This is a genomic window from Erythrobacter sp. EC-HK427, assembly GCF_902498745.1.
Classification (GTDB): Bacteria; Pseudomonadota; Alphaproteobacteria; order Sphingomonadales; family Sphingomonadaceae; genus Alteraurantiacibacter.
Window position 1 is genome coordinate 1,964,917 of sequence record NZ_LR701479.1, and the last position, 25,682, is coordinate 1,990,598.

35 protein-coding genes are annotated in these 25,682 nt (G+C 61.0%); all 35 read left to right on the forward strand.

Annotation, left to right across the window (positions count from 1 at the left end; genetic code table 11):
• Nucleotides 1–173: 173 nt before the first annotated feature.
• The 35 genes from rpsL to GC121_RS09820 all read left to right on the forward strand — a co-directional run bounded on the left by rpsL (nucleotide 174) and on the right by GC121_RS09820 (nucleotide 25,578).
• A complete protein-coding gene (rpsL, locus tag GC121_RS09650) occupies nucleotides 174–545 on the forward strand; it encodes a 30S ribosomal protein S12 (protein WP_151974081.1) in 372 nt (123 codons plus the stop codon).
• Nucleotides 546–676: 131 nt separating this feature from the next.
• Nucleotides 677–1,147 carry a 30S ribosomal protein S7 gene (gene rpsG / locus GC121_RS09655; protein ID WP_151974082.1) on the forward strand — a complete coding sequence of 157 codons (471 nt, stop codon included), beginning with the start codon at nucleotides 677–679 and terminating at the stop codon, nucleotides 1,145–1,147.
• 121 nt (nucleotides 1,148–1,268) lie between these two features.
• Nucleotides 1,269–3,401: an elongation factor G gene (fusA, locus tag GC121_RS09660; RefSeq protein WP_151974083.1), complete on the forward strand. Its 2,133-nt coding sequence runs from the start codon at nucleotides 1,269–1,271 to the stop codon at nucleotides 3,399–3,401.
• Nucleotides 3,402–3,494: 93 nt separating this feature from the next.
• Complete coding sequence (gene tuf / locus GC121_RS09665) at nucleotides 3,495–4,685, forward strand: elongation factor Tu (RefSeq protein WP_151974084.1); 1,191 nt, start codon at nucleotides 3,495–3,497, stop codon at nucleotides 4,683–4,685.
• A 322-nt stretch (nucleotides 4,686–5,007) separates the two neighbouring features.
• Nucleotides 5,008–5,319, forward strand: a complete 312-nt coding sequence (gene rpsJ, locus GC121_RS09670; protein ID WP_151974085.1) for a 30S ribosomal protein S10 — start codon at nucleotides 5,008–5,010, stop codon at nucleotides 5,317–5,319.
• A gap of 251 nt (nucleotides 5,320–5,570) precedes the next feature.
• Nucleotides 5,571–6,338 carry a 50S ribosomal protein L3 gene (gene rplC, locus GC121_RS09675; RefSeq protein WP_151974086.1) on the forward strand — a complete coding sequence of 256 codons (768 nt, stop codon included), beginning with the start codon at nucleotides 5,571–5,573 and terminating at the stop codon, nucleotides 6,336–6,338.
• Nucleotides 6,339–6,341: 3 nt separating this feature from the next.
• Nucleotides 6,342–6,980, forward strand: a complete 639-nt coding sequence (gene rplD / locus GC121_RS09680; RefSeq protein WP_151974087.1) for a 50S ribosomal protein L4 — start codon at nucleotides 6,342–6,344, stop codon at nucleotides 6,978–6,980.
• Nucleotides 6,980–7,288 (forward strand): 50S ribosomal protein L23, encoded by a 309-nt coding sequence (locus GC121_RS09685; RefSeq protein WP_151974088.1) that lies wholly within the window; start codon nucleotides 6,980–6,982, stop codon nucleotides 7,286–7,288. Before rplD ends, GC121_RS09685 begins: the two co-directional genes overlap by 1 nt.
• A gap of 14 nt (nucleotides 7,289–7,302) precedes the next feature.
• Complete coding sequence (gene rplB, locus GC121_RS09690) at nucleotides 7,303–8,139, forward strand: 50S ribosomal protein L2 (RefSeq protein ID WP_151974089.1); 837 nt, start codon at nucleotides 7,303–7,305, stop codon at nucleotides 8,137–8,139.
• Nucleotides 8,140–8,145: 6 nt separating this feature from the next.
• Nucleotides 8,146–8,421, forward strand: a complete 276-nt coding sequence (gene rpsS / locus GC121_RS09695; RefSeq protein WP_151974090.1) for a 30S ribosomal protein S19 — start codon at nucleotides 8,146–8,148, stop codon at nucleotides 8,419–8,421.
• Nucleotides 8,421–8,798, forward strand: a complete 378-nt coding sequence (gene rplV / locus GC121_RS09700; protein WP_151974091.1) for a 50S ribosomal protein L22 — start codon at nucleotides 8,421–8,423, stop codon at nucleotides 8,796–8,798. The genes rpsS and rplV overlap by 1 nt, the downstream gene beginning before the upstream one ends.
• Nucleotides 8,798–9,493, forward strand: coding sequence for a 30S ribosomal protein S3 (gene rpsC / locus GC121_RS09705; RefSeq protein ID WP_151974092.1), 696 nt, complete (start codon nucleotides 8,798–8,800; stop codon nucleotides 9,491–9,493). Before rplV ends, rpsC begins: the two co-directional genes overlap by 1 nt.
• A 14-nt stretch (nucleotides 9,494–9,507) precedes the next feature.
• Nucleotides 9,508–9,945 (forward strand): 50S ribosomal protein L16, encoded by a 438-nt coding sequence (gene rplP / locus GC121_RS09710; RefSeq protein ID WP_151974093.1) that lies wholly within the window; start codon nucleotides 9,508–9,510, stop codon nucleotides 9,943–9,945.
• The gene (gene rpmC / locus GC121_RS09715) at nucleotides 9,945–10,151 is read left to right on the forward strand and encodes a 50S ribosomal protein L29 (RefSeq protein ID WP_151974094.1); all 207 of its coding nucleotides are present in this window, start codon (nucleotides 9,945–9,947) and stop codon (nucleotides 10,149–10,151) included. The genes rplP and rpmC overlap by 1 nt, the downstream gene beginning before the upstream one ends.
• A gap of 10 nt (nucleotides 10,152–10,161) precedes the next feature.
• On the forward strand, nucleotides 10,162–10,464 hold the full coding sequence (gene rpsQ, locus GC121_RS09720) for a 30S ribosomal protein S17 (RefSeq protein WP_151974095.1): 303 nt from the start codon (nucleotides 10,162–10,164) through the stop codon (nucleotides 10,462–10,464).
• A 73-nt stretch (nucleotides 10,465–10,537) separates the two neighbouring features.
• Nucleotides 10,538–10,906, forward strand: coding sequence for a 50S ribosomal protein L14 (rplN, locus tag GC121_RS09725; RefSeq protein ID WP_151974096.1), 369 nt, complete (start codon nucleotides 10,538–10,540; stop codon nucleotides 10,904–10,906).
• Nucleotides 10,906–11,226 (forward strand): 50S ribosomal protein L24, encoded by a 321-nt coding sequence (rplX, locus tag GC121_RS09730; RefSeq protein WP_151974097.1) that lies wholly within the window; start codon nucleotides 10,906–10,908, stop codon nucleotides 11,224–11,226. Before rplN ends, rplX begins: the two co-directional genes overlap by 1 nt.
• Complete coding sequence (rplE, locus tag GC121_RS09735; RefSeq protein ID WP_151974098.1) at nucleotides 11,219–11,797, forward strand: 50S ribosomal protein L5; 579 nt, start codon at nucleotides 11,219–11,221, stop codon at nucleotides 11,795–11,797. The genes rplX and rplE overlap by 8 nt, the downstream gene beginning before the upstream one ends.
• A gap of 25 nt (nucleotides 11,798–11,822) precedes the next feature.
• Nucleotides 11,823–12,128 (forward strand): 30S ribosomal protein S14, encoded by a 306-nt coding sequence (gene rpsN, locus GC121_RS09740; protein ID WP_151974099.1) that lies wholly within the window; start codon nucleotides 11,823–11,825, stop codon nucleotides 12,126–12,128.
• An 11-nt stretch (nucleotides 12,129–12,139) separates the two neighbouring features.
• Nucleotides 12,140–12,535 (forward strand): 30S ribosomal protein S8, encoded by a 396-nt coding sequence (rpsH, locus tag GC121_RS09745; protein WP_151974100.1) that lies wholly within the window; start codon nucleotides 12,140–12,142, stop codon nucleotides 12,533–12,535.
• Nucleotides 12,535–13,068 (forward strand): 50S ribosomal protein L6, encoded by a 534-nt coding sequence (gene rplF / locus GC121_RS09750; protein ID WP_151974101.1) that lies wholly within the window; start codon nucleotides 12,535–12,537, stop codon nucleotides 13,066–13,068. The genes rpsH and rplF overlap by 1 nt, the downstream gene beginning before the upstream one ends.
• 1 nt (nucleotide 13,069) lies before the next feature.
• Complete coding sequence (rplR, locus tag GC121_RS09755; protein WP_151974102.1) at nucleotides 13,070–13,408, forward strand: 50S ribosomal protein L18; 339 nt, start codon at nucleotides 13,070–13,072, stop codon at nucleotides 13,406–13,408.
• A complete protein-coding gene (gene rpsE, locus GC121_RS09760; protein WP_151974103.1) occupies nucleotides 13,408–14,211 on the forward strand; it encodes a 30S ribosomal protein S5 in 804 nt (267 codons plus the stop codon). The genes rplR and rpsE overlap by 1 nt, the downstream gene beginning before the upstream one ends.
• Before the next feature lie 5 nt (nucleotides 14,212–14,216).
• Nucleotides 14,217–14,393: a 50S ribosomal protein L30 gene (rpmD, locus tag GC121_RS09765; protein WP_151974104.1), complete on the forward strand. Its 177-nt coding sequence runs from the start codon at nucleotides 14,217–14,219 to the stop codon at nucleotides 14,391–14,393.
• 139 nt (nucleotides 14,394–14,532) lie between these two features.
• Nucleotides 14,533–15,057 carry a 50S ribosomal protein L15 gene (gene rplO / locus GC121_RS09770; RefSeq protein ID WP_151975685.1) on the forward strand — a complete coding sequence of 175 codons (525 nt, stop codon included), beginning with the start codon at nucleotides 14,533–14,535 and terminating at the stop codon, nucleotides 15,055–15,057.
• Between the two features lie 105 nt (nucleotides 15,058–15,162).
• A complete protein-coding gene (gene secY / locus GC121_RS09775) occupies nucleotides 15,163–16,527 on the forward strand; it encodes a preprotein translocase subunit SecY (protein ID WP_151974105.1) in 1,365 nt (454 codons plus the stop codon).
• 74 nt (nucleotides 16,528–16,601) lie between these two features.
• A complete protein-coding gene (locus GC121_RS09780) occupies nucleotides 16,602–17,252 on the forward strand; it encodes an adenylate kinase (protein ID WP_151974106.1) in 651 nt (216 codons plus the stop codon).
• A 61-nt stretch (nucleotides 17,253–17,313) separates the two neighbouring features.
• The gene (locus GC121_RS09785) at nucleotides 17,314–18,399 is read left to right on the forward strand and encodes an acyltransferase (protein WP_151974107.1); all 1,086 of its coding nucleotides are present in this window, start codon (nucleotides 17,314–17,316) and stop codon (nucleotides 18,397–18,399) included.
• Nucleotides 18,400–18,429: 30 nt separating this feature from the next.
• Entirely contained in the window at nucleotides 18,430–18,978 is a 549-nt protein-coding gene (locus tag GC121_RS09790) for an SRPBCC domain-containing protein (RefSeq protein ID WP_234421187.1), read from the forward strand.
• Between the two features lie 296 nt (nucleotides 18,979–19,274).
• Nucleotides 19,275–19,643 carry a 30S ribosomal protein S13 gene (gene rpsM / locus GC121_RS09795; protein ID WP_151974108.1) on the forward strand — a complete coding sequence of 123 codons (369 nt, stop codon included), beginning with the start codon at nucleotides 19,275–19,277 and terminating at the stop codon, nucleotides 19,641–19,643.
• 57 nt (nucleotides 19,644–19,700) lie between these two features.
• Entirely contained in the window at nucleotides 19,701–20,090 is a 390-nt protein-coding gene (gene rpsK, locus GC121_RS09800; protein ID WP_151974109.1) for a 30S ribosomal protein S11, read from the forward strand.
• A gap of 114 nt (nucleotides 20,091–20,204) precedes the next feature.
• Complete coding sequence (locus GC121_RS09805; protein ID WP_151974110.1) at nucleotides 20,205–21,260, forward strand: DNA-directed RNA polymerase subunit alpha; 1,056 nt, start codon at nucleotides 20,205–20,207, stop codon at nucleotides 21,258–21,260.
• Nucleotides 21,261–21,348: 88 nt separating this feature from the next.
• A complete protein-coding gene (gene rplQ / locus GC121_RS09810) occupies nucleotides 21,349–21,771 on the forward strand; it encodes a 50S ribosomal protein L17 (RefSeq protein WP_151974111.1) in 423 nt (140 codons plus the stop codon).
• Between the two features lie 99 nt (nucleotides 21,772–21,870).
• A complete protein-coding gene (locus GC121_RS09815; RefSeq protein ID WP_234421189.1) occupies nucleotides 21,871–23,229 on the forward strand; it encodes a serine hydrolase in 1,359 nt (452 codons plus the stop codon).
• A 204-nt stretch (nucleotides 23,230–23,433) separates the two neighbouring features.
• Nucleotides 23,434–25,578 carry a prolyl oligopeptidase family protein gene (locus GC121_RS09820; RefSeq protein WP_151974112.1) on the forward strand — a complete coding sequence of 715 codons (2,145 nt, stop codon included), beginning with the start codon at nucleotides 23,434–23,436 and terminating at the stop codon, nucleotides 25,576–25,578.
• Nucleotides 25,579–25,682 lie beyond the last annotated feature (104 nt).

Sequence of the window (25,682 nt, forward strand, 5' to 3'; positions counted from 1 at the left end):
GGTGAAGGGTCTTTTCGTCCCATTCATCCGACTGCCCTGAGCCTGTCGAAGGGCTGCACTTCTTTTTGAGCCTCGCGCGGGGCCGGAAGAAAAAGCAGTCCTTCGACAGGCTCAGGACGGTCGGGGTTCGGGGGTTAAGTCCCCAACACCCACACAAACGGTGAAGAGAAACTATGCCGACTATTAACCAGCTTGTGCGCAAACCGCGCCAGCCGATTGTCAAGAAGAGCAAGTCTGCCGCGATGCAGTCCGCTCCGCAGAAGCGTGGTGTGTGCACCCGCGTCTACACGACGACTCCGAAGAAGCCGAACTCGGCACTGCGCAAGGTCGCGAAGATCCGTCTGACCAACCAGCGTGAAATCATCGCCTACATTCCGGGCGAAGGCCACAACTTGCAGGAACACTCCGTGGTGCTGATCCGCGGCGGCCGTGTGCGCGACCTTCCCGGTGTGCGTTACCACGTGCTGCGCGGCGTGCTCGACACGCAGGGCGTGAAGGACCGCAAGCAGAGCCGTTCGAAGTACGGCGCCAAGCGTCCGAAGTAAGCGGGTTTTTTCTCGTCGCCCCGCACGTGATGCGGGGTAGGGCTCACTTTCCCAGCGCGCCGCGTGAAAAAAGTAAGCCTTGGCCCGGATCAAGTCCGGGCTGACGAATTTGAGATTTTGGAGACAAGAAAATGTCACGTCGTCGTCGTCCCGAAAAGCGGGAAATCCTGCCTGATCCCAAGTTCGGTGATCAGGTGCTGTCAAAGTTCATGAACAACCTGATGCTGGACGGTAAGAAGGCCGTTGCCGAAGGTATCGTCTACACCGCGCTCGATACGGTGGAAGCCAAGGCGAAGACCAATCCGGTCGAGGTGTTCCACACCGCGCTCGACAATGTGAAGCCGCAGGTCGAAGTGCGCAGCCGCCGTGTCGGTGGTGCGACGTATCAGGTGCCGGTGGAAGTGCGTCCCGAACGTGCGCAGGCGCTGGCCATCCGCTGGCTCATCACCGCGGCGCGCGGCCGTGCCGAAACCACGATGTCGGCGCGTCTCTCGGGCGAACTGATGGATGCGGCCAACAACCGTGGCAACGCCGTCAAGAAGCGCGAAGACACGCACCGCATGGCGGACGCGAACCGCGCCTTCAGCCACTACCGCTGGTAAGCGGCGCTGGCACGGCGTGATGCTTGCAAGGCCGGGCTTTGGGGCCCGGTCTTCAAGCGGTCACACAATTGACTATATGGGGCGCGAGTTTTCGTCCCCCGCAAACCGTTAAGGAATTAACATGGCCCGCGAATATCCGCTGGAGCGTTATCGCAATATCGGCATCATGGCGCACATCGATGCCGGCAAAACCACCACGACCGAGCGTATCCTCTACTACACCGGCAAATCCTACAAGATCGGCGAAGTGCACGATGGCGCGGCGACGATGGACTGGATGGAGCAGGAGCAGGAGCGCGGGATCACGATCACGTCGGCTGCCACCACGACCTTCTGGACCGCAGAAGATCCGGCGATGGACCCGATGGCCTCGCCCGACGATCTGCGCGCGGATATGCCCAAGCACCGCATCAACATCATCGACACCCCCGGCCACGTGGACTTCACCATCGAAGTGGAACGTTCCCTGCGCGTGCTCGACGGCGCGGTTGCCGTGTTCGACGGCGTCGCCGGCGTGGAGCCGCAGTCCGAAACCGTATGGCGCCAGGCCGACAAGTACGGCGTGCCGCGGATGTGCTTCATCAACAAGTTGGACCGCACCGGTGCCGACTTCTACTACTGCGTGCAGTCGATCATCGACCGCCTCGGCGCGACGCCGCTGGTGTTGTATCTGCCGATTGGCGCAGAGAGCCAGCTGCAGGGCGTTGTTGACCTCGTCGGCAACCGCGCGATCATCTGGGAATCGGAAGGCCTGGGCGCTTCCTACAACCACTTCCCGATCCCCGATGACATGGCCGACAAGGCTGCCGAATATCGCGAGAAGCTGATCGAGACCGTTGTCGAACAGGACGACGAAGTCATGATGGAATATCTCGAAGGCAACATCCCCGATGTCGCAACGCTGAAGCGGCTGATCCGCAAGGGCACCATGGCGCGCGATTTCGTGCCCGTGATGTGCGGCTCGGCGTTCAAGAACAAGGGCGTGCAGCCCCTGCTCGATGCCGTTGTCGACTATATGCCGTCGCCGCTGGACGTGCCCGCGATCAAGGGCGTCCTGCCCGATAGCGATGTCGAGGACGAGCGTCCGTCGAGCGACGAGGCACCTTTCGCCGCGCTGGCCTTCAAGATCATGAACGACCCGTTCGTCGGCTCGCTCACCTTCACCCGCATCTATTCGGGCCGCCTGGCAAAGGGCACCGTGCTCAACTCGGTGAAGGACAAGAAGGAAAAGATCGGCCGCATGCTGCTGATGCACTCCAACAACCGCGAGGACATTGAAGAGGCATTCGCGGGCGATATCGTCGCGCTGGCGGGTATGAAGGATACCACCACCGGTGATACGCTGTGCGATCCGGCCAAGCCGATCATTCTGGAGCGGATGGAATTCCCCGAGCCGGTGATCGAGCTTTCGGTGGAACCCAAGACCAAGGCCGACCAGGAAAAGATGGGCGTCGCGCTCAACCGCCTGGCTGCCGAGGATCCCTCCTTCCGCGTCAGCACCGATCACGAATCCGGCCAGACGATCATCAAGGGCATGGGCGAGCTTCACCTCGACATCCTCGTTGATCGCATGAAGCGCGAATTCAAGGTCGAAGCCAATGTCGGCGCGCCGCAGGTGGCCTATCGCGAATCGCTCGCCCGTTCGGTGGATGTGGACTACACCCACAAAAAGCAGTCGGGTGGTTCGGGCCAGTTCGGCCGCGCGAAGGTGACGGTGGTTCCGGGCGAACGCGGCCAGGGTATCGTCTTCGAAGACGAAGTGAAGGGTGGTAACATTCCGAAGGAATATATCCCCGCCATCGAAAAGGGTATGCGCGAGCAGGCCGAAAGCGGCCATCTGGTCGGCTTCCCGATTATCGACTTCACCATCCGCCTGACCGACGGCGCCTATCACGATGTGGACTCGAGCGCGATCGCGTTCGAAATCTGCGGACGTGGCGCGATGCGGGAAGTGGCCGAAAAGGCCGGCATCAAGCTGCTTGAGCCGATCATGAAGGTGGAAGTCGTCACTCCGGAAGACTATCTGGGTGACGTCATCGGCGATCTCAACAGCCGTCGTGGCCAGATCCAGGGCACCGACACGCGCGGTAACGCACAGGCTGTCGAGGCGAATGTGCCGCTGGCCAATATGTTCGGTTACGTCAACGAATTGCGTTCGTTCACCCAGGGCCGTGCCCAGTATACGATGCAGTTCAGCCACTATGACGAAGTTCCGGCAAACGTGGCGCAAGAGGTCAAGGAGAAGCTTGCTTAACTTGGCAAGCAAGGCTAGGGGCGGCGCCTGTTTCAGCGGGTGCCGACTCTCTCCCCGCAGAAATTTCATTTTAGACAGAGGTTAAAAGAGAAAATGGCAAAGGCAAAATTCGAGCGGAACAAGCCGCACTGCAATATCGGCACCATTGGTCACGTCGACCACGGCAAGACCACGCTGACCGCTGCGATCACCAAGGTGATGGCCGAAGTCAACGGCGGTGAAGCGGTTGATTTCGCCAACATCGACAAGGCTCCCGAAGAGCGCGAGCGCGGCATCACCATTTCGACCGCACACGTCGAATATGAAACCGCTGCGCGTCACTACGCCCACGTCGACTGCCCGGGCCACGCTGACTATGTGAAGAACATGATCACCGGTGCCGCGCAGATGGACGGCGCGATCCTCGTGGTGAACGCAGCTGACGGCCCGATGCCGCAGACCCGTGAGCACATCCTGCTCGCCCGTCAGGTCGGCGTGCCGGCGCTGGTCGTGTACATGAACAAGGTTGATCAGGTCGACGACGAAGAAATTCTCGAACTGGTTGAGCTGGAAGTGCGCGAACTGCTGTCGAGCTATGATTTCGATGGCGACAACATTCCGATCGTCAAGGGTTCGGCTCTGGCCGCTCTCGAAGGCCGTGACGATAACATCGGCAAGGATTCGATCATTGCCCTGATGGAAGCCGTCGACGAGCACATCCCGCAGCCCGACCGTCCGGTTGACAAGCCCTTCCTGATGCCGATCGAAGACGTGTTCTCGATCTCGGGTCGTGGTACGGTTGTGACCGGCCGCGTGGAAACCGGCATTGTGAACGTTGGCGACGAAGTCGAAATCGTCGGCATCAAGGACACCTCTAAGACCACCGTGACCGGCGTCGAAATGTTCCGCAAGCTGCTCGATTCGGGCCAGGCTGGCGACAACATCGGTGCCCTGATCCGCGGTGTTGCGCGTGACGATGTCGAGCGTGGCCAGGTTCTGTGCAAGCCCGGTTCGGTTAGCCCGCACACCGAGTTCAGTGCAGAAGTCTACGTTCTGTCGAAGGATGAAGGCGGCCGTCACACGCCGTTCTTTGCCAACTATCGTCCGCAGTTCTACTTCCGTACGACCGACGTGACCGGCGAAGTGATCCTTCCCGAAGGCACCGAAATGGTGATGCCGGGCGACAACGTGACGATCAACGTCAAGCTGATCGCTCCGATCGCCATGGACGAAGGCCTGCGCTTCGCTATCCGCGAAGGCGGCCGCACCGTCGGCTCGGGCGTGGTCTCGAAGATCACCAACTAATTCACTGCCCCTCGGGGTATTGAAACGAGACCCGTCCTTCCCACTGGAAGGGCGGGTCTTCGCTTTTTTGGAAGCGCAATTTCCGCCCGGTGCCACAGCCGGGCAGGCTGGGGACGAAACCTTCAATTGAGGGGTTGCCAGATGGAGGTCCGCTCCGTATACGCGCCTCCGTACCGGACGAGATTCGTCTCGCCCGAAACGAAATTTACTGGGAAGGCCGCCCGCTGACGGGAAACCGGGCAGAGCGGGGCGAGCCTTTTTGTTTTGGGGTTTTGGCTATTGGGCCGGAATTCCTTGGCTCTTTCGCATTGGTAGTTGGAACATGGACGCACAGAATATCCGTATTCGCCTGAAGGCTTTCGATCACCGCGTGCTCGATCAGGCAACTGGCGAGATCGCTGACACTGCAAAGCGCACTGGCGCGCTTATTCGTGGTCCTATTCCGCTGCCGACGCGTATCGAGAAATTCACCGTGAACCGCGGCCCGCACGTCGACAAGAAGTCGCGCGAGCAGTTCGAGGTGCGCACCTACAAGCGGCTGCTCGATATCGTGCAGCCCAACGCCCAGACGGTCGATGCGTTGATGAAGCTCGACCTTGCTGCCGGTGTGAACGTGGAAATCAAGCTCGCGTAAGCGGGTGATGCTCCCGCCAAGGCGGGGGCGACAACGTCGGGTCGAACGTATCGGCCTGCGATCCCTGCTTCGGCCGGGATGGCGACACAAAGAGATACCGCCGGATTTATCCGGGCTGCGTCTCCCGTCTCGCTCGGATGGCCCGGTGGCCACGAGAGCATTTCAGCCCGGACGGGCGATGTATCGAACATTTCGGGCTGTCATGCACCTGGGGGATGGGCCTTCAGGTGCCTCTGTAAGGAGTTTGCGTGATGCGCACTGGCGTGATCGCTAAGAAAGTCGGGATGACCCGCATGTTCCAGGAGGATGGACGTCACGTTCCCGTGACCGTTCTTTCGCTGGAAGGGTGCCAGGTCACAGGCAATCGTACCGAAGAGCGTGACGGATATTGGTCCGTCCAGCTCGGCGCGGGCGTTGCCAAGCACAAGAATGTCAACAAGCCGCAGCGCGAAGCTTTCGCCAAGGCTGAAGTCGGCCTGAAGCAAAAGGTCGCCGAATTCCGGGTCGAGAATGCAGATGGCCTGCTTCCCGTTGGCGCGACGATTGCGGCGGACCACTTCGTCGCCGGCCAGATGGTCGACGTGACCGGTCACACGGTCGGTAAGGGCTTTGCCGGTGCCATGAAGCGTTGGGGCTTCGGTGGTCTGCGCGCATCGCACGGCGTTTCCATTTCGCACCGTTCGCACGGTTCGACGGGTAACCGCCAGGATCCGGGCAAGGTTTTCAAGAACAAGAAGATGGCCGGTCACATGGGTGACCGTCAGCGCACGCAGCAGAACCTCGAAGTGGTTCGCACCGATGCAGAGCGCGGCCTGATTTTCGTCAAGGGTTCCGTCCCCGGCGCGAAGAATGGCTGGCTGCTGGTGAAGGACGCGGTGAAGGTTGCCCTTCCCGAAGGTGTTCCGTTCCCCGGCGCGCTGCTCGATACCTCGGCGCCCGCTCCCGAAGCGGCTGCTCCGGTTGAACAGACCAACGTTTCCGATGCCGTTCCGGCGTCGGACGAAAACAAGGAGGGCTGATCCGTGAAGGTGAAGGTCCAGAAAATCGACGGCAAGGCCGCCGGCGACGTTGAGCTCAACGATGCCGTGTTCGGTGTGGAGCCGCGTGCCGATATCCTGCACCGCGTCGTGACGTGGCAGCTGGAAAGCCGCCGCGCGACCGCCCGTCCGACGCGCGAGCGTTCCGACGTTGCCCGCACCGGCAAGAAGTTCGGCAAGCAGAAGGGCTCCGGCGGCGCTCGCCACGGTGCCCGTTCGGCTCCGATCTTCATCGGCGGCGGCAAGGCCCACGGCGCGCGCAAGCGTGACTTCAACCCGTCGCTGAACAAGAAGATCCGCGCACTCGGCCTCAAGATGGCGCTGAGCACGAAGGCGAAGGACGGTCTGGTGATCGTTGACAGCCTGGAACTGAAGGACGCCAAGACCAAGGCGCTGGCTACAGCATTCGGCAAGAATGGCTGGAACGGCAAGGTACTGGTGATCGACGGTGAAAGCGTTGACGCGAGCTTCCGCAAGGCTTCGGGCAATCTGGTGGGCGTCAACGTCCTCCCGGCTGCCGGTGCCAATGTGTACGACATCCTCAACCACGACACGCTTGTCCTGACCAAGGATGCTGTCGCCAAGCTGGAGGCGCGTTTCGCCCTGGCGGGAGGTGCTAAGTAATGGCCAAGAAGCAAGCAATCGATGCGCGTCACTATGACGTGGTGCTGGCGCCGCACATCACCGAAAAGGCCACCCTGCTAAGTGAGAACAACGCAGTGGTCTTCAAGGTGGCGGGCGATGCGACCAAGCCGCAGATCAAGGAAGCCGTCGAGGCGATCTTTGATGTCAGCGTCACGGGCGTGAACACCCTCAACGTGAAGGGTAAGACAAAGCGTTGGAAGGGCAAGCCCTACAAGCGCAACGACCTGAAGAAGGCGATCGTTACCCTGAAGGACGGCGATTCCATCGACGTCACCAGCGGTATCTGAGGGGCTAGAGAGAAATGGCACTCAAGAACTACAAACCAACCAGCCCCGCGCGTCGCGCGCTGGTTCTCGTCGACAAGACTGGCCTCCACAAAGGTGGTCCGGTCAAGTCGCTGTCCAAGGGCATGACAAAGACCGGTGGCCGCAACAACAAGGGCCATGTTACCTCGCGCGGCAAGGGCGGCGGTAACAAGCAGAAGTACCGGTTCATCGACTTCAAGCGTCGCAAGTGGGACATTGAAGGCACCGTGGAGCGGTTGGAATACGACCCGAACCGCACCGCCTTCATCGCGCTGGTGAAGTATGATGACGGCGAACTCGCTTACATCATCGCGCCGAACCGTTTGGCTCCCGGTGACAAGATCGTCGCTGGTGAAAAGACCGACACCAAGCCGGGCAACGCCATGCTGCTGGGCCAGATGCCGGTCGGCACCATCTGCCACAATGTGGAGATGAAGCCGGGCAAGGGCGGGCAGATCGCCCGTTCGGCAGGCACCTATGTGCAGCTCGTCGGTCGTGACCGCGGGATGGTGATCGTCCGTCTCAACAGCGGCGAACAGCGTTACCTGCGCGCCGATTGCATGGGCACGGTTGGCTCGGTTTCGAACCCGGACAACCAGAACCAGAACCTGGGCAAGGCCGGTCGTCGCCGTCACATGGGCATCAAGCCTTTGACGCGCGGTGTCGCCAAGAACCCGGTTGACCACCCGCACGGTGGTGGTGAAGGCCGCACCAGCGGTGGCCGTCACCCGGTGACCCCGTGGGGCAAGCCGACAAAGGGCGCCCGTACCCGCAAGAACAAGTCGACGGACAAGATGATTATCCGTTCGCGTCACGCGAAGAAGAAGAGGTAAGGACTAATGGCACGTTCCGTCTGGAAAGGTCCGTTCGTCGATCTTCACCTGCTGAAGAAGGCGCAGGAAGCACAGGAAGCTGGCAACAGCAAGCCGATCAAGACCTGGTCGCGCCGTTCGACTGTGCTGCCTGATTTCGTTGGTCTGACGTTCAACGTCTACAATGGCCACAAATTCATCCCCGTCTCGGTGAGCGAAGAGATGGTTGGCCACAAGCTCGGTGAATTTGCGCCCACGCGCACCTTCCCCGGCCACGCCGCCGACAAGAAGGGCAAGCGATAATGGGCAAGGCGAAATCACCCCGCCGCGTCGCGGACAATGAAGCAATGGCTGTGGCAACCACGATCCGTGGTTCGGCGCAGAAGCTGAACCTTGTTGCTGCGCTGATCCGTGGCAAGAAGGCGGAAGAGGCGATGAACATCCTCTCTTTCTCCAAGCGCGCCATGGCACGTGACGCCAGCAAGGTGCTGGCTTCGGCCATCGCCAATGCGGAAAATAACCACGATCTCGACGTCGACGCGCTTGTCGTCGCCGAGGCGAGCGTCGGCAAGTCGGTTACCATGAAGCGGTTCGCCACGCGCGGTCGCGGCAAATCGACGCGCATCCTCAAGCCGTTCAGCCGGCTGCGGATCGTCGTGCGCGAGCAGGAGGAAGCGTAATGGGTCATAAGAGCAATCCGATTGGCCTGCGCCTGCAGATCAACCGTACTTGGGACAGCCGCTGGTACGCCGAAGGTGGCGAGTATGCGAAGCTGCTCAAGGAAGACATCGAGATCCGCAAGTTCATCACGAAGACCGTGCCGCAGGCTGCGATCTCGAAGATCGTGATCGAGCGTCCGGCCAAGCTGTGCCGCGTCTCGATCTATGCGGCACGCCCCGGCGTGATCATCGGCAAGAAGGGCGCAGATATCGAAAAGCTGCGTGGCCAACTGTCGAAGATCACTGCCAGCGAAGTGAAGCTGAACATCGTCGAAATCCGCAAGCCGGAAGTCGATGCCAAGCTCGTTGCGCAGGGCATTGCCGACCAGCTGATCCGTCGCGTGGCGTTCCGCCGGGCGATGAAGCGTGCGATGCAGTCTGCCATGCGTCTGGGTGCCGAAGGCATCAAGATCATGTGCGGCGGCCGCCTCGGCGGCGCAGAAATCGCCCGTGTTGAACAGTACCGCGAAGGCCGTGTGCCGCTGCACACACTGCGCGCCAACATCGATTATGCCGAAGCCGAGGCGCTGACCGCCTATGGCATCATCGGCATCAAGGTGTGGGTCTTCAAGGGCGAAATCCTGGGTCACGATCCGACGGCGCAAGACCGCCTGATGATGGAATCGCAGACGTCCGGCGTCCGTCCGGCACGTTGAGGTGAGTAGATAACATGCTGCAACCGAAGAAAACCAAGTACCGCAAGGCCTTCAAGGGCAAGATCCATGGCAACGCCAAGGGCGGTACCGATCTGAACTTTGGCTCCTATGGCCTCAAGGCTCTCGAGCCGGAGCGTATCACTGCGCGCCAGATCGAAGCCGCCCGTCGTGCGATCACGCGCCACATTCGCCGTCAGGGCCGTCTATGGATCCGCGTGTTCCCCGATGTGCCGGTGTCGAAGAAGCCTGCCGAAGTGCGTCAGGGTAAGGGCAAGGGCTCGATCGAATACTGGGCTGCTCGCGTGAAGCCGGGCCGCGTGCTGTTCGAGCTGGACGGCGTTCCCGGCCCGCTGGCCGCCGAAGCTTTCAGCCGTGCAGCCATGAAGCTGCCGATCAAGACCAAGGTTATCGCCCGTCTGGGTGACACCTCGCATCTTGGAGGAAACAAGTAATGGCTTCTATGGAAGACCTTCGTACGAAGACTGACGACCAGCTCGCAGAGCAGCTCGTTGCGCTCAAGAAAGAGCAGTTCAATCTGCGCTTCCAGGCTGCGACGAACCAGCTTGAAGGCCCCGCCCGCGTGAAGCAGGTGCGCCGCGAGATCGCGCAGATCAAGACGCTTCAGGGCGAACGCGCCACTGCAGCGGTCAAAGCATAAGGAGCAAACGATGCCGAAGCGTATTCTCACCGGTATTGTCACCTCCGACAAGACCGACAAGACTGTCACCGTGAATGTCGAACGCCGGGTGAAGCACCCGCTGTACGGCAAGATCATCAAGCGGTCGAAGAAGTATCATGCGCACGACGAGAAGAACGAATACGTCGTGGGTGACAAGGTTCGCATCGAGGAGACCAAACCGATCTCCAAGACCAAGACCTGGACGGTGATCGACCGTCTCGTCGCCAGCAAGGGGCAGGCTGTGGAAGCCAACCTCGATGTCGCAGAAGCCACTCCGGGTAACGCCGAGTAATTTGACGTTAGGAACTGCCGGGCCCCAGTCGATTTTGGGTGTCTCGGCAAGCCAATGAGAAGGAACCGGATCGATGATCCAGATGCAATCCAATCTCGACGTCGCGGACAATAGCGGCGCCAAGCGCGTCCAGTGCATCAAGGTACTGGGCGGCTCGAAGCGCCGGTTCGCGAGTGTCGGGGACGTGATCGTGGTTTCCGTAAAGGAAGCCCAGCCGCGTGCGCGTGTGAAAAAGGGTGACGTTCACCGTGCGGTGATCGTGCGTACCCGCAAGGATGTCCGCCGTCCCGATGGCAGCGTGATCCGTTTCGACAGCAATGCCGCGGTTCTCGTGAACAAGAACGAAGAGCCGATCGGCACGCGTATCTTCGGCCCGGTTGTCCGCGAACTGCGCGGCAAGGGCTTCATGAAGATCATCTCGCTCGCTCCGGAGGTGCTGTGATGGGCGCTGCAAAGATCAAGAAGGGTGACACTGTCGTCGTCTTGTCCGGCAAGGACAAAGGCCAGACCGGCACTGTCCAGCAGGTCATGCCGAAGGATGGCAAGGTGCTGGTGGAAGGCGTCAATGTGATGACCCGCCACCGCAAGCCGAGCCAGGCGAACCCGCAGGGCGGCATCGACCGCATTCCCGCTCCGCTTGCGATCTCCAAGGTCGCTATTGCCGATCCCAAGGATGGCAAGCCCACCCGCGTCCGTTTCCAAACGAAGGACGGCAAGAAGGTGCGCGTCGCTGTCAAGTCCGGGGAGACTATCGATGGCTGAGTATACCCCCCGCCTGAAGCAGAAGTACCAGGCTGAAATCGTGAAGGCGATGACCGAGAAGTTCGGTTACGCCAACCCGATGCAGGTGCCCAAGCTGGAAAAGATCACGCTCAACATGGGTGTGGGCGAAGCCAGCCAGGACAAGAAGAAGGTCCAGACGGCCGCTGAGGAAATGCAGCTGATTGCCGGCCAGAAGCCGGTGATTACCAAGGCCAAGAAGTCGATCGCCCAGTTCAAGCTGCGCGACGGCATGCCGATCGGCTGCAAGGTCAATCTGCGTCGTGACCGGATGTTCGAATTCCTCGATCGTCTGGTGACGATTGCGATGCCGCGCATCCGCGACTTCCGTGGCCTCAATCCGAATTCGTTCGATGGCAATGGCAATTACGCCATGGGCATCAAGGAGCAGATCATCTTCCCCGAGATCAGCTACGACAGGATCGAAAAGGTGCGTGGCATGGATATCATCGTCACCACCACCGCGAAGACCGATGAAGAAGCGCGCGAACTGCTGCGTCTCTTCGGTTTCCCCTTCCCGGCCGAGCAGGCCGAAGACAAGGAAGCGGCGTGAAGCCGCTTAGGAGAGCTTAAGTCCAATGGCGAAACTGAGTTCCATCAACAAGAACGAGAAGCGTAAGGCTCTCGTCAAGAAGTATGCCGCGAAATACGCGAAGCTGCAGGCAATTGCCGACGATGAGTCGCTCGATGATACCGAGCGTCTTATGGCGCGCCTGAAAATGGCCGAGCTGCCTCGTAATGCGAACCCGACGCGCGTTCGCAACCGCTGCAACACCACCGGCCGCCCGCGCGGCTATTACCGCAAGTTCGGCCTTTGCCGTATCGAACTCCGCGATCTCGCCAATAAGGGCATGATCCCGGGCGTGACCAAGTCGAGCTGGTGAGGAATTAGACTATGCCTCTGACCGATCCCCTGGGTGATATGCTCACCCGTATCCGCAACGGCCAGCAGGCGAAGAAGGACTCCGTCCTCTCGCCCGCGTCGAAGCTGCGTGCGAACGTGCTCGAAGTGCTCCAGCGCGAAGGCTACATCCGTGGCTACAGCGAAGACACCACCGGCAAGCATCCCGCGCTGCGGATTGAACTGAAGTATTTCGAGGGCGAGCCTGCGATCAAGCACATTGCCCGCGTGTCCAAGCCGGGCCGCCGCGTCTATTCGGGTTCGAAAGAACTGCCGATGGTGCGCAACGGCCTCGGCATCACCATCGTCTCGACGCCCAAGGGCGTGCTCTCGGATAACGAAGCGCGCAATGACAATGTCGGTGGTGAAGTGCTGGCGGAGGTGTTCTGATGAGCCGCATCGGTAAAAAGCCGGTCGCGATTCCGGCAGGTGTCACCGCCAAGGTCGAAAATGGCGTGCTGAGCGTGAAGGGCCCCAAGGGCGAGCTCTCCATGTCCATGTTCGATCTGATCGAATACAAGATCGAAGGCGAGGAAATCCAGGTCAACCCGATCAACAAGACCAAGCAGGCCCGCCAGTTCTGGGGCATGCAGCGCACGCTCGTGCAGAACCTGGTCGACGGGGTGAGCGAAGGTTTCGTGAAGGTGCTGGAAATCACCGGCGTCGGCTATCGTGCGCAGGCGCAGGGCAAGAAGTTGAAGCTTCAGCTCGGTTTCTCGCACGACATCGATCTCGATGTTCCCGAAGGCCTGACGGTCAACACGCCCGACCAGACCACGGTCGAAATTTCGGGCATCGACAAGCAGAAGGTCGGTCAGTTCGCTGCCGAGATCCGCGAATGGCGCAAGCCCGAGCCTTACAAGGGCAAGGGTGTGAAGTATCGCGGCGAATATATCTTCCGCAAGGAAGGAAAGAAGAAGTAAGATGGCAAAGCTTTCTCTCTTTGAACGTCGTCGTCGCCGCGTGCGCACCGCGCTGCGCAAGCGTGCCGGTGGCAAGCCGCGTCTGTCCGTGCACCGCACCGGTCAGCACATCTACGCGCAGATCATCGACGATGCCGATGGCCGCACCGTGGCTGCTGCCAACACGCTGGGTGGCAAGGGTGCCAATGTCGAAGCCGCTGCCAAGGTGGGCCAGGATATTGCCGCCGCTGCCAAGAAGGCCGGCGTGACCTCTGTCGTGTTCGATCGCGGCGGGTTCCTGTTCCATGGTCGCGTCAAGGCGCTGGCCGATGCCGCTCGCGAAGGCGGGCTGGAGTTCTGATGATGGCTGACGAAACCAACAACACCGAAGAAACCACTCCCGAAGCTGTGGTGGATAACGCGGGCGCCACGCCCACGCCGACCACTGCTGAGACCGAGGCTCACGCCAACCAGGACGCTGCTCAGGGTGACGAAGGTCGCGCCAGAGGTGCCCAGGGTCAGCGCGGTGGTCGCGGTGGCCGTGGCGACAATCGCGGCGGTGGTCGTGATGGCGGCAGGGGCCGCGGTCGGGATGACCGCCGTGGCCGCGATGGCGACGATGATGGCGGTGAAGAGCTGATTGAAAAGCTCGTCCACATCAACCGCGTCGCCAAGGTGGTGAAGGGCGGTAAGCGCTTCGGTTTCGCCGCGCTGGTCGTGGTGGGTGACGGCAAGGGCCGCGTCGGCTTCGGCCATGGCAAGGCCCGCGAAGTGCCCGAAGCGATCAACAAGGCAACCGCTGCTGCCAAGAAGAAGATGATCCGCGTTCCGCTCAAGGAAGGGCGCACGCTGCACCATGACGGCACCGGCCACTTCGGCGCAGGCCGCGTGGTTGTCCGCTCGGCACCTCCCGGCACCGGGATCATCGCCGGTGGCCCGATGCGCGCCGTGTTCGAAGCACTGGGCGTTGCGGACGTGGTGACCAAGTCGGTCGGCACCTCCAACCCCTACAACATGATCCGCGCCACTTTCGACGGTCTGGGCAACCAGTCTTCGCCGAAGTCGGTCGCACAGCGTCGCGGCAAGAAGATTGCCGACCTGCTGGGCCGTGGCGGCGCGAGCGAAGCCGAGGCGAAGGCCGACGCTGAAGCGATTGCGGAGTAATCGACATGGCAACTATCAAGATCAAGCAGATCGGTTCGCCGATCCGCCGTCCGGAGAACCAGCGCAAGATCCTGATCGGTCTTGGGCTGAACAAGATGCACAAGGTTGTCGAACGGCAGGATACCCCTGAAGTTCGCGGCGCGGTCGCCAAGATCTCGCACCTTGTGGAGATTGTGGACTGAACATGAGTGGCGGAAGGGAAACCGTCCCTTCCCGTCATTCCGGCGAAGGCCGGAATCCGGAATGCCCCGCGCGCGCATTCCAGGGCTAAGCAAATGGGCCCCGGCGTTCGCCGGGGTAAACTACAGCGAGTGCAAGACTATGAAACTGAATGACATCCGTGACAACGAAGGCGCCCGCAAGGGTCGCATTCGCGTCGGCCGTGGTATCGGCTCGGGCAAGGGCAAGACCGCCGGTCGCGGCCAGAAGGGCCAGAAGAGCCGTTCGGGCGTGTCGATCAAGGGCTTTGAAGGCGGCCAGATGCCGCTGCACATGCGCCTGCCGAAGCGCGGCTTCAACAACCCGTTCGGCAAGGATTATGCCGAAGTGAACCTCGGCCAGATCCAGAAGCTCGTCGACAATGGCAAGCTGGATGCCAAGGCCACCATCGATCATGCCGCGCTGAAGGCTGCTGGAGTTGCGCGCGGTGGCAAGGATGGCGTACGTCTGCTCGCCAAGGGCGAAATCACGGCCAAGTTGACTTTCCTCGTTGCCGGTGCGTCGAAGGGCGCGTTGGCTGCGGTCGAGAAGGCTGGCGGCAAGGTCGAGATTCTCGACAAGGGCAAGCCCGAGCACGAGAAGAAGGCCGAGCGCGCTGCGGCCAACAAGGCCAAGAAGGCCGGATAAAACCAAAAAACAGGGAGCGCGGGTTCGACATCGCGCCCGCGCCTCCCTATCTACCTCTCCTGAGCCGGGAGGGACCGGCGTCAACACCAGGATTACCCACGTATCATGGCTTCACGCGCCGATAATATTGCAAGCACGCTGAGCTTCGCCAACTTCTCCAAGGCGACCGAACTCAAGCAGCGTATCTGGTTCACCATCGGGGCACTGATCGTGTTCCGTTTCCTCAGCTTTGTGCCGCTGCCGGGTGTGAACCCCGCCGTGCTGGAAACGCTGTATGACCAGACGCGCGGCGGCATCCTCGATATGTTCAACATGTTCTCCGGCGGCTCGCTGGAGCGGATGAGCCTGATCGCGCTGGGCGTGATGCCATACATCACCGCGTCGATCGTGGTGCAGATGGCCGCAGCCCTGCATCCCTCGCTGATTGCCATCAAGAAAGAGGGCGAGGCGGGGCGCAAGAAGCTGAACCAGTATACCCGTTATGGCACGGTGTTCCTGTGCGCGATCCAGGGCTGGTTCCTCGCCAGCGGCCTCGAAGCCTATGGCGCGCAGAGCGGCTTGCAGGCGGTTGTGAACCCCGGTCTCATCTTCAAGGTGGTCGCGGTGATCAACCTTGTTGGCGGCACCATGTTCCTGCTGTGGCTGGGTGAGCAGGTGACGAGCCGCGGCATCGGCAATGGCGTGTCGCTGATCATTATGGCGGGCATTGTCGCGCAGTTCCCGACCTTTACCGCGAACCTTTTCGAAGGTGGCCGTTCGGGCTCGATCAGCGGCGTGGTGATCGGCTTGCTGATAGTGATGATCGTGGCGCTGATCCTCGTGATCTGCTTCTTCGAGCGCGCGCAGCGACGGCTGCTGATCCAGTATCCCAAGCGCGCGACGCAGCGCGGCGGGATGCAGGCAGACCGTTCGCACCTGCCGCTGAAGCTCAACACCGCCGGTGTGATCCCGCCGATCTTCGCCAGCTCGCTGCTGCTGCTGCCGCTGACGATCACGCAGTTCGCGGGCAATTCGATCGACCAGAGCACCACGACCGGGCAGGTTCTGCAATCGACGCTGCAATATCTGCAGCACGGACAGCCGCTCTATATGCTGCTCTACGCTATCGGCATCATGTTCTTCGCCTTCTTCTACACCGCCGTGGTGTTCAATCCGGAAGATACCGCGGACAATCTGAAGAAGAATGGCGGCTTCATTCCCGGTATTCGTCCTGGCAAGCGGACGGCGGAATATCTCGATTATGTGCTTACCCGCATTACCGTTGTCGGCGCGCTGTATCTGACGGTTGTCTGCGTGGTGCCCGAATACATGATTGCGCAGACGGGTATCCCGCTCTTCCTTGGCGGCACCAGCCTGTTGATCGTCGTCAACGTGACGGTGGACACGATCAGCCAGATCCAGTCGCACCTGCTCGCGCACCAGTATGGTGATCTCATCAAAAAGGCTAAGTTGAAGGGCCGGATGCGCTAGGCTAGCATCGCTGGCTTAACGAGAACGGGCCGAAAACTGTCGGGCCTATAGTGGACGGGGGTTCGGGTCACATCATGAACATCATTCTTCTCGGGCCTCCCGGCGCTGGCAAAGGCACGCAAGCGAACGTGCTGGTCGAGCATCACGGTATGCTCCAGCTGTCGACTGGCGATATGCTGCGCGAAACGCGCAAGGCGGATACCGAGCTGGGCCGCCGTGTGGCGGCGGTGATGGATGCAGGCGAGCTGGTCTCGGACGAGATCGTTTCTGCCATGATCGACACCAAGCTGGGCGAGATGGGCGACGATGTCGGCGCGATTTTCGACGGCTATCCGCGCACCGCAGCGCAGGCGCATTCGCTGGATGAAATCCTCGCAAAGCATGGCCGTAAGCTGGCCGTGGTGATCGAACTGGGGGTGGACGAGGACGCGTTGGTTGATCGCATCACCGGCCGCTTCACCTGCGCCAATTGCGGCGCGGGCTATCACGACCGCCACAAGCAGCCCGCCATCGCCGGCGTCTGCGACAAATGCGGCTCCACCGAATTCAAGCGCCGCCCTGATGATACCGAGGAAACCGTGCGCACGCGCATGGCCGAATACCGCGCCAAAACCGCACCGATCCTGCCGATCTACGAAGAACGCGGCATCGTGCAGCGGGTGGACGGCATGGCGGCGATCGGCGACGTGACAAAGGCGATTGAGAAGGTGCTCGCTTCGGCCTAAGAGGCTGGCGCGCTGCGCACGGGGTTCTCATCCGGAGCTCTGATTCAATCACGGGGGATTCATGTTCGGGCTCTGGCGATTGATTCTGGCGTTCGAAGTGGTGATCAACCACTTGTTCCTGATCCCGATCCTCGGGCCCTTCGCGGTCGTTTCCTTCTTCACCCTGTCCGGTTTTCTCATGACGATGATCATGCAGAAGACCTATGGTTACAGCGCCAAGGGGTTCGGCGCTTTCGCGCTCAACCGCGTGCTGCGGCTGCATCCCAATTTCTGGTATGCGGGCCTTGTATCGGTGATCTGTATTCTGGTGTTCGGCGAAGCGACGATGTCGTCGCTCAACGTCGCTTTCACCATGCCTGCCAACGGGTGGGAGTGGTTCCAGAACGTCAGCATGATCTATGCTGACCCCAATCCCATATCGGTGATCCCGCGCCTGTCCCCGCCGACATGGGCGCTGACCGTGGAATTGCTGTTTTACGCGCTGATCGGGCTGGGCCTGTCGCGCGACAAGCGGCTGACCTGGGTGTGGTTCCTCGCCAGTTTTGCCTACAATTGCACCGCCTATCTGCTCAATTGGGGTATGCTCAGCGTCTACGGTTCGCTGATCGGCGGCAGCCTGCCCTTTGCGGTTGGCGCGATGACCTATCACTACAAGGACTATCTCACCGCGCAGATCACCCGTTGGAAATGGACATTGCCGTCGCTGGTGCTGCTGCGCTGGGCGATCATGTTTGCGGTACTCGTGTTCACGATCCTCTATGGCCGCGACTGGTGGCGCGTGCGCGAGGTGTTCAACGGTTTGAACGCTTTCATGTCGGCCGGGATCATCATCTGCCTGCTCAATCTGAAGCTGGCTCCCAAATGGAAGAAGCTCGACACCCGTTTGGGTGACTTCTGCTATCCGGTTTATCTGCTCCACTGGCAGGCTGCGGCAATTGCCTCGATCGTGCTCTTCGGGCGCGGAGTGAAAGGGCCGCATCTTGAAGGGCTGATGAATTTCGGGCCGGCGATGGTCGTGCTTTTCCTGCTGTGCAGCGTTTCGGTCTACGGCATCGATCCGGCGGTGAGCAAAATCCGCGACAAGGTGCGGGCAAGGGCGGATGCGAAGGGCGCCGAGGATATTGTCCGGCAGGCCGGCGCGCCCTAGAACGGCGCGGGACAATTCGGAGGGAAAGCGATGCAGACGATAATGAACGCAGGCGCGCTGGCTTTGGCTTGCGCAATTGCAACCCCGGCAACAGCGCAAACCGTATCGGGCGATGCTGACGGGTTCGCCTCGTCCAACAGCGCCATCGTCGCCGCGCCGCGAGCCGAGGTTTGGCGCGAGCTGGTGCATCCGGAAAACTGGTGGGCGCACACATGGTCTGACAATCCGGCCAATCTGCGCCTTGAGGCCACAGCGGGCGGCTGCTTTTGCGAGACGATCCCCGCCACCGATGGCTGGCCCGCAGGCTCTGTCGAACATATGCGCGTGGTGATGGTGATCCCCGGCAGCGTGCTGCGGATGTCCGGCTCGCTTGGCCCGCTGCAATCCGAAGGTCTGGCAGGCACGCTGACCGTCACGCTGGCCGACGAAGGGGAGGGCACGCGTATCCAGTGGGATTACGTAACCGGCGGCCATTCGCGCATCGATCTGGAGATGCTCGCGCCGATTGTGGACAATGTGCAGCGCGAATTTCTGGGCGGTCTGGTTGGGCGTCTCGGCGGCGAATTGGACGAGGGCTAACGCCCGTTTTGACTAGCGCGCGACGCGGCGCTATAAGGGTTGGAACAAGACGGTCGCACGCAAGCGGGCAGTGGTTCTCCACCTGCGCGCTTTCGCCTGTTGACGTAGGCTGTGAATCACCCTATCTGCGCCGTTCATTCGTAGCATTGCGAGCAAATTTATAGATTGGCGGCAGCCTGTTGCGCGCCAATCTGCCAATTTGATTGTGAGCTGCGGTGGGTAACAGCGATGAGATAGGGGTGGCCCTTCCGATGCATCGGAATTTGCCTAAACCCCTGTGGAGCATGGAGATTTAAGTGGCTCGTATTGCCGGGGTAAATATCCCCACAAACAAGCGCGTGGTTATCGCGCTCACCTATATTCACGGTATCGGCCCCACGACGGCGCGCAAGATCGTCGACAAGCTGGGCATTGATCACGCGACTCGCGTGCAGGATCTGTCGGACGCCGAAGTGCTGCAGATTCGCGAAACCATTGATGCTGATCTCACGGTGGAAGGCGATTTGCGTCGCGACACCGCGATGAACATCAAGCGTCTGATGGACCTCGCCTGCTATCGTGGCTTGCGCCACCGCAAGGGCCTGCCGGTTCGCGGTCAGCGCACCCACACCAACGCCCGTACCCGCAAGGGCAAGGCCAAGCCGATCGCCGGCAAGAAGAAGTAAGCCGGGGATTTTCCCCCGCGCTTTTCCCTTCTCTTCGAGACACGAGGAACACAGACAATGGCACGCGAACCAGGCCGTATCCGGCGCCGCGACAAAAAGAACATCTCCAGCGGCGTCGCGCACGTCAATGCGAGCTTCAACAACACCATGGTGACGATCACCGATGCGCAGGGCAATGCCATCAGCTGGTCGAGCGCCGGCATGATGGGCTTCAAGGGCAGCCGCAAGTCGACGCCCTACGCCGCGCAGGTCGCCGCTGACGATGCTGGCAAGAAGGCCGCCGAACACGGCGTCCGCACGCTGGAAGTCGAAATCAAGGGCCCGGGTTCGGGCCGTGAAAGTGCTCTGCGCGCGCTGCAGGCGGTGGGTTTCACCATCACCAGCATCCGCGATGTGACGCCGATCCCGCACAACGGCGTTCGCCCGTCCAAGCGTCGTCGCGTCTGATCGAAGTCTGCCGCGTCGGGCAACCGGCCTGACGCACCCACAGTCATCGCATCGGCCGCGGCGGTTTTCGCACCCCGCGGCTTTTGCGCCACAAAACACCTTTAGGGGAAGTCCATGTCCGTCAATACCAAGAACTGGCAGGAACTGAAGAAGCCCAACTCTCTCGAAATCAAGGAAGGCACGGACAAGAAGCGCAAGGCGACTTTCGTTGCCGAACCGCTGGAGCGGGGCTACGGCCTGACGCTCGGCAACGCGCTGCGCCGCGTGCTCCTCGCCAGCCTGCAGGGCGCGGCCATTACCTCGATCAAGATCGAAAACGTGCTGCACGAATTCTCGTCGCTCGCCGGTGTGCGTGAAGACGTCACCGACATCGTGCTCAACGTGAAGCAGATCGCGCTCAAGATGGAAGGCGAAGGGCCCAAGCGCCTGCAGCTTTCCGCCACCGGTCCCGGCGAAGTCAAGGCCGGTGACATTGCCGTGTCGGGCGATATCGAAGTCCTCAACAAGGATCTCGTGATCTGCCATCTGGACGAAGGCGCCACGCTCAATATGGAGCTGACCGCCGACACCGGTAAGGGTTATGCCCCCGCCGTGGCCAACCGTCCGGTTGACGCGCCGATCGGCCTGATCCCGGTCGACAGCCTGTATTCGCCGATCAAGCAGGTTAGCTACAAGGTCGAGAACGCCCGTGTGGGTCAGGAACTCGACTTCGACAAGCTGAGCCTGACGGTCGAAACCGATGGCACGGTCACGCCGGAAGACGCGGTGGCTTATGCCGCGCGCATCCTGCAAGACCAGCTGACGCTGTTCGTCCACTTCGAAGACGGCATCCCGCAGCCGCAGGGCACCATGATCGGTGTGGCTGCAGAGCCGCAGGAATCGGACACCAACCAGCTCAACCGGTACCTGCTCAAGAAGGTCGACGAGCTGGAACTGTCGGTGCGTTCGGCCAACTGCCTCAAGAACGACAACATCATCTATATCGGCGATCTGGTGCAGAAGACCGAAGCCGAGATGCTGCGCACCCCGAATTTCGGCCGCAAGTCCTTGAACGAAATCAAGGAAGTGCTCTCCAGCATGGGCCTGCGCCTCGGCATGGACATCCCCGGATGGCCGCCCGAGAACATCGAAGAAATGGCCAAGAAGCTGGAGCAGGAACTGCTCGGCTAATAGCCAAACGGGGCATGGGCCGGCCCCCTTCTTCCGGCCTGCATCGGGCTACCTCATACGGGCCCCCTACGAACTGGAGTATAGAATAATGCGTCACGGTATTTCCGGCCGTAAGCTCAGCCGCAAGTCTCAGCACCGCACCGCCATGTTCCGCAACATGGCTGCCGCGTTGATCAAGCACGAGCAGATCACCACCACCACTGCCAAGGCGAAGGAACTGCGTCCTTACGTCGAGAAGCTGGTAACGCTCGCCAAGCGTGGCGGGCTGTCGAACCGTCGTCTGGCGCAGAGCCGCCTGATGGACGAAACGCAGCTGAAGAAGCTGTTCGACGTTCTGGCAGAGCGTTATGCCGACCGCGAAGGCGGCTACACCCGCATCATCAAGGCCGGCTACCGCGCCTCGGACGCTGCCCCCATCGCGATCATCGAACTCGTCGACCGTGACGAAGAGGCGAAGGGTCAGGACAGCGGCCCCGATATGAGCGAGATGGACGAGTACGAAGCCGCCTAAGCGTTTCGGGAGAGGACGAAAGGGGCCGTCGGACACGATCCGGCGGCCCTTTTCTTTTGCGCGAATGCTGGCAGAGTGCGCGGCATGATCCGCACGACAATGCTCGCAGCCGCCACGCTGCTCTTCGCCGCTCCCGCCACTGCGCAGAGCCTCTCGCAAAGCGATCTCCAAAGCCGCTATGACCGCGCGCTGGCGGCGGGATACAAGGCGATGTTCCTGTGCAGTGCTATTGCGAATGCGGAGCGCAACGGGGCCACCCGCACGCCCGAAAGCGTGATGGAGTGGGAGCTTGCGGGAATTCAGTCGCCGTTGAACGGGATTGTGGAGGAACTCCCTTATGAGATCGTTCGGGCGGAAGATCGACGCATCAGTCACGTGTCAGTTGAGTGGGCGGAAAATTCACTCCCACGGTTTGCACGCCATGATCCCGACAATGGATGTGTTGTCTTGCCGATTTGGGCTGATGAGCCGGTGAATAACAGATGGTTCGCGCCGAATGAGCGGATAATTGTCTACTCAGCCGATTATTCATTCGAAGATACAATGTACGAAATTGGCGACGCGGCTTTCGACGGCTCAACCTATGGGGCCGATTCCCGCACTACATCGGTGATCGTGATTTTGAACGGTGAAACGGAGCTCGTGCTTAGGGCGTCTGGTTTTCGTTCCAGCCCCGTCCCGCAGCGCACTTGGTCGGTCGCAAAGAGCATTGCGGCAACGTTGATCGGTGCAGCGGTCTATCGCGGAGATGCTGATGTAAGCGACAGCGCCGGTCTAGGCGAAAATCGTGGTGATCCTCGCCACGAGATTACGATTGACCAATTGCTGCGAATGGCGAGCGGGCGATACTCGGACACAGCGGGAAACCGCACGGATGCGCTTTATTTCGGTGGGGCAACTGTCGATGAAGTCGCACTGGATTGGCCGCTCGTGAATGAGCCGGGAACAGTCTTCCGTTATGCGAATAACGACACTCTGGCTGCCATTCAGGCAATCGAACATACGTTTGACGACCACCCTCCCGCTGATCTTTTTGACGCAATTGGCATGGATTATGCGGTGGCCGAGACGGATTGGCGCGGCAATTACATCCTCTCAAGTCAAGTTTGGGCGACTGATTGGGATCTAGCCATTCTTGGCCAGCTCTACCTCAACGATGGCGTCCTGCCGGACGGCACACGCATCCTGCCTGAAGGTTGGGTGGAGTATGTCTCCACCCCCTCCGGCCCGCAGCCCGAAGGCAATGGCTGGGGGTATGGCGCAGGCTGGTGGCTGATGAACAATAGCGAGGGCATCCCGTCCGACACCATCGTCGCGGCGGGCAATCGCGGGCAGTATATTGTCGTCATTCCAAGCCGCGATGTCGTGATCGTGCGGCGCGGGGAAGACCCGGCGGGTGGCTCGGGGTTTGATATCGAGGCCTTCACCCGCGATGTGCTGGCGGCCTTGGGGGAATAGGCCTTCCCTCAATTCCGCTCATGCTGAGCTTGTCGAAGCATCGCTCTTTCTTCTGGCGCAGGTCCACACGTGAAGGCCAACCCTTCGACAAGCTCAGGGTGAGCGGGAAGTAGGGGATGTGCGTTGGACGAGCTTGCATCGCACCCGTTTCATCGCCAACTATACCGCGCAACTACGGACCACACATCTACCCCATGAGGCCCAATGAACCGTCATCTTCTCGCCGCCGTTGCGGCTGTCGCCATTATCGCTCCGGCTGCTAACGCGCAGGATATGAGCGCGCCCGCTTATCCCGAAACCCGCACGGGCGATGTCGTGGAAACGATCTTTGGCGAGGAGGTGGCCGATCCCTATCGCTGGCTTGAAGATGATGTGCGCAACAACCCCGAAGTCGCCGCCTGGGTAGAGGCGCAAAACGCTGTCACCGATGCCTATCTCGAAAATCTGCCGATGCAGGACTACTTCAACACCCGCATAGCCGAGCTGACCGATTACGAGCGCATGGGCATTCCGGTGGCGCGCGGCAACCGCTATTTCTTCACCCGCAATACCGGCCTGCAAAACCAGTCGCCGCTCTATTATCAGGACGGGCTGGATGGCGAACCGCAGCTGCTGATCGACCCGAACGCGTGGGCCGACGATGGCGCAACCGCGCTCGGCGGCTGGGTGCCTTCGCCCGATGGCACGAAGCTGCTCTACAGCGTGCAGGATGGCGGCACCGACTGGCGCATCGTGCGCGTGCTCGATGTGGCGACGGGCGAACATATCGGCGACGAGATTCGCTGGGTGAAATTCTCCGGCCTCAGCTGGGTCGGCAATGAAGGCTTCACCTATTCGCGCTTCCCTGAGCCGGAGGAGGGCGAGGACTTCCAGGCGCTCAATTACAACCAGGCGGTGTATTACCACACGCTAGGCACTGACCAATCCGCCGACCAGCTGGTTTTCTCTACCCCCGACTATCCCGAACGCGGCCACGGCGCGGGTGTGACCGATGATGATCGGTGGATGGCAATCGTCTCCTCCACCGGCACCGATTCGCGATACGAAATCCACATGATCGACCTCGAAGCGCGCGAGACCAATGGCTGGGAAGCGATCCCGCTCGTCACCGGCTTCGAGCATAGCTGGAACCTGATCGAAAGCGTCGGCTCCACGCTTTACTTCACCACCAATATGGACGCGCCGCTCTATCGCATCGTGTCCATCGACATGGACAATATCGCCGCAGGTTGGACCGAAATCGTCCCCGAACGCGAGCAGCCGATCAACGGCGCGTCGATGGTCGGCGGGCATCTGATTGTCGAATATCTGGAGGATGCTTCCTCCAGCGCCTATGTGATGACCCTCGCAGGCGAGCTGGTGCGCGAGATCGAATTTGCCGGCCTCGGCAGCGCGGGCGGCTTCGGCGGTTCGCCGACCGAGAGCGAGACTTTCTACAGCTTCTCCAGCTTCAACCGTCCGGGCACGATCTACCGCTATGATGTGGCGACGGGCGCAACGAGCACGTTTGCCGCGCCCGAAGTCAGCTTCGACCCGGAGAATTTCGTGGTCGAGCAGCAATTCTACGAAAGCCGCGATGGCACGCGGGTGCCGATGTTCCTCGTGCGCCGTGCCGATGTGGCGGCGAGCGGGGAGGCGGTGCCGACGCTGCTGTATGGTTATGGCGGGTTCGACATCTCGCTCACTCCCGGCTTCTCGCCCAGCCGCCTGGCATGGGTCGAGGCGGGCGGTGCCTTCGTTATGGCCAATATCCGTGGCGGCGGTGAATATGGCCGCGCCTGGCACGATGGCGGCCGCCGCGCGAACAAGCAGAACGTGTTCGACGATTTCATCGCTGCGGGTGAGCATCTGATCGCGCAAGGCATCACGCCGGAAGACGGGCTCGCGATCCAGGGCGGCTCCAACGGCGGATTGCTGGTGGGCGCGGTGGTCAACCAGCGGCCCGATCTGTTCGCGGCGGGCAATGCTGCGGTGGGCGTGATGGATATGCTGCGTTTCGACCAGTTTACCGCTGGCCGCTATTGGGTGGACGATTACGGCTATCCCGACCGCGAGGAAGACTGGCGCATCCTGCGCGCCTATTCGCCCTATCACAATATCCAGCCGGGCACCGAATATCCCGCGCTGCTGGTGACGACGGCGGACACCGATGACCGCGTGGTGCCGGGGCACAGCTTCAAATACACTGCGGCTTTGCAGGCAGCTGGTCTGGGCGAGCGGCCGCAACTGATCCGGATTGAAACCCGCGCAGGCCACGGATCGGGCAAACCGACTGACAAGGCGATCGAGGAAGCGGCGGATATTCTGAGCTTCCTGGGCTATTGGACGGGGCTGCAAGCGCCCGAGTAGGGCTGGTTTGGGCATTCAGGAAATGACCTTGTTTCCTGAATGCCAGCCAACCGGCGAGTTCAGACTCGGCTCAAGGGCGATTCGGTAGACCCCTTTATATCGAT

Excerpts from the sequence above, each read along its gene's own strand:
- GC121_RS09785 (WP_151974107.1), top strand. The coding sequence starts at position 17,314 with ATGTTCGGGCTCTGGCGATTGATTCTGGCGTTCGAAGTGGTGATCAAC.
- rplQ (WP_151974111.1), top strand. The coding sequence starts at position 21,349 with ATGCGTCACGGTATTTCCGGCCGTAAGCTCAGCCGCAAGTCTCAGCAC.
- GC121_RS09685 (WP_151974088.1), top strand. The coding sequence starts at position 6,980 with ATGGCCAAGAAGCAAGCAATCGATGCGCGTCACTATGACGTGGTGCTG.
- GC121_RS09815 (WP_234421189.1), top strand. The coding sequence starts at position 21,871 with ATGCTCGCAGCCGCCACGCTGCTCTTCGCCGCTCCCGCCACTGCGCAG.
- rplP (WP_151974093.1), top strand. The coding sequence starts at position 9,508 with ATGCTGCAACCGAAGAAAACCAAGTACCGCAAGGCCTTCAAGGGCAAG.
- fusA (WP_151974083.1), top strand. The coding sequence starts at position 1,269 with ATGGCCCGCGAATATCCGCTGGAGCGTTATCGCAATATCGGCATCATG.
- GC121_RS09805 (WP_151974110.1), top strand. The coding sequence starts at position 20,205 with ATGTCCGTCAATACCAAGAACTGGCAGGAACTGAAGAAGCCCAACTCT.
- rplX (WP_151974097.1), top strand. The coding sequence starts at position 10,906 with ATGGGCGCTGCAAAGATCAAGAAGGGTGACACTGTCGTCGTCTTGTCC.
- rpsQ (WP_151974095.1), top strand. The coding sequence starts at position 10,162 with ATGCCGAAGCGTATTCTCACCGGTATTGTCACCTCCGACAAGACCGAC.
- rpsE (WP_151974103.1), top strand. The coding sequence starts at position 13,408 with ATGATGGCTGACGAAACCAACAACACCGAAGAAACCACTCCCGAAGCT.
- rplR (WP_151974102.1), top strand. The coding sequence starts at position 13,070 with ATGGCAAAGCTTTCTCTCTTTGAACGTCGTCGTCGCCGCGTGCGCACC.
- rplV (WP_151974091.1), top strand. The coding sequence starts at position 8,421 with ATGGGCAAGGCGAAATCACCCCGCCGCGTCGCGGACAATGAAGCAATG.
- rpmC (WP_151974094.1), top strand. The coding sequence starts at position 9,945 with ATGGCTTCTATGGAAGACCTTCGTACGAAGACTGACGACCAGCTCGCA.
- rpsS (WP_151974090.1), top strand. The coding sequence starts at position 8,146 with ATGGCACGTTCCGTCTGGAAAGGTCCGTTCGTCGATCTTCACCTGCTG.
- secY (WP_151974105.1), top strand. The coding sequence starts at position 15,163 with ATGGCTTCACGCGCCGATAATATTGCAAGCACGCTGAGCTTCGCCAAC.
- rplE (WP_151974098.1), top strand. The coding sequence starts at position 11,219 with ATGGCTGAGTATACCCCCCGCCTGAAGCAGAAGTACCAGGCTGAAATC.
- GC121_RS09790 (WP_234421187.1), top strand. The coding sequence starts at position 18,430 with ATGCAGACGATAATGAACGCAGGCGCGCTGGCTTTGGCTTGCGCAATT.
- rpsC (WP_151974092.1), top strand. The coding sequence starts at position 8,798 with ATGGGTCATAAGAGCAATCCGATTGGCCTGCGCCTGCAGATCAACCGT.
- rplF (WP_151974101.1), top strand. The coding sequence starts at position 12,535 with ATGAGCCGCATCGGTAAAAAGCCGGTCGCGATTCCGGCAGGTGTCACC.
- rpsH (WP_151974100.1), top strand. The coding sequence starts at position 12,140 with ATGCCTCTGACCGATCCCCTGGGTGATATGCTCACCCGTATCCGCAAC.
- rplN (WP_151974096.1), top strand. The coding sequence starts at position 10,538 with ATGATCCAGATGCAATCCAATCTCGACGTCGCGGACAATAGCGGCGCC.
- rpsL (WP_151974081.1), top strand. The coding sequence starts at position 174 with ATGCCGACTATTAACCAGCTTGTGCGCAAACCGCGCCAGCCGATTGTC.
- rpsK (WP_151974109.1), top strand. The coding sequence starts at position 19,701 with ATGGCACGCGAACCAGGCCGTATCCGGCGCCGCGACAAAAAGAACATC.
- rplO (WP_151975685.1), top strand. The coding sequence starts at position 14,533 with ATGAAACTGAATGACATCCGTGACAACGAAGGCGCCCGCAAGGGTCGC.
- rplB (WP_151974089.1), top strand. The coding sequence starts at position 7,303 with ATGGCACTCAAGAACTACAAACCAACCAGCCCCGCGCGTCGCGCGCTG.
- tuf (WP_151974084.1), top strand. The coding sequence starts at position 3,495 with ATGGCAAAGGCAAAATTCGAGCGGAACAAGCCGCACTGCAATATCGGC.
- rplC (WP_151974086.1), top strand. The coding sequence starts at position 5,571 with ATGCGCACTGGCGTGATCGCTAAGAAAGTCGGGATGACCCGCATGTTC.
- rpsG (WP_151974082.1), top strand. The coding sequence starts at position 677 with ATGTCACGTCGTCGTCGTCCCGAAAAGCGGGAAATCCTGCCTGATCCC.
- rpmD (WP_151974104.1), top strand. The coding sequence starts at position 14,217 with ATGGCAACTATCAAGATCAAGCAGATCGGTTCGCCGATCCGCCGTCCG.
- rpsN (WP_151974099.1), top strand. The coding sequence starts at position 11,823 with ATGGCGAAACTGAGTTCCATCAACAAGAACGAGAAGCGTAAGGCTCTC.
- rpsJ (WP_151974085.1), top strand. The coding sequence starts at position 5,008 with ATGGACGCACAGAATATCCGTATTCGCCTGAAGGCTTTCGATCACCGC.
- GC121_RS09820 (WP_151974112.1), top strand. The coding sequence starts at position 23,434 with ATGAACCGTCATCTTCTCGCCGCCGTTGCGGCTGTCGCCATTATCGCT.
- GC121_RS09780 (WP_151974106.1), top strand. The coding sequence starts at position 16,602 with ATGAACATCATTCTTCTCGGGCCTCCCGGCGCTGGCAAAGGCACGCAA.